General features: G+C 38.0%; 1 protein-coding gene. It reads left to right on the top strand.

The features are described from left to right. Positions 1–719: RNA-guided endonuclease TnpB family protein (locus tag FOT98_RS31215; RefSeq protein WP_186292155.1), on the top strand; the 719-nt coding region annotated here is incomplete at both ends.

Below are 719 nucleotides of genomic sequence, written 5' to 3'. Positions count from 1 at the left end.
TGTTCACGATTTGTATTTAACTACTTTTTGGAAAAGTGGAATGATAGATATAAAGAAACAGGAAAAGGGTTATCCTATGGCACTTGTTCTTCGCAATTGCCTACTCTCAAAAAAGAATTTATATGGCTAAAAGAAGTGGACAGTATCGCTCTTCAATCTTCTCTTCACAACCTCGCTGACTCGTATGCAAGGTCCTTCAAAAAACAAAACAAAGCACCTCGGTTTAAATCGAAAAACAATAAAGTCCAATCCTATACAACGAAACATACAAATGGAAACATTGCGATTATAGATAATAAATTGAAGTTACCGAAACTTGGTCTTGTCAAATTTGTCAAAAGTCGTGAGGTAGAAGGACGAATTTTGAGTGCTACTGTCAGAAGGAATCCAAGTGGGAAATATTTTGTCTCGATTCTTGCTGAAGCAGAAGTACAAGAATTGCCGAAGACCGATTCTGCTGTTGGTATAGATGTTGGTGTGAAAAACTTTGCTATTCTTTCAACAGGTGAGGTATTCGATAATCCAAAATGGTCTCGGGTATTAGAAAAGAACCTCGCTCATGCCCAGCGTATTCTATCTAGACGTACAAAAGGCGGAGCGAACTGGCATAAACAGCGAATTAAAGTCGCTCGTATTCATGAACGAATCAAAAATGCAAGAACGGATTACTTGCAAAAACTCTCTACAAGGATCATCAAAAACCACGATGTGATTGGGAT

The sequence above is a fragment of the Bacillus sp. HY001 genome, from assembly GCF_007558965.1.
GTDB classification, from domain to species: domain Bacteria; phylum Bacillota; class Bacilli; order Bacillales; family Bacillaceae_G; genus Bacillus_A; species Bacillus_A mobilis.
Note: the sequence above shows the minus strand (reverse complement) of the source record. Positions and strands in the feature narration are given on the sequence as shown.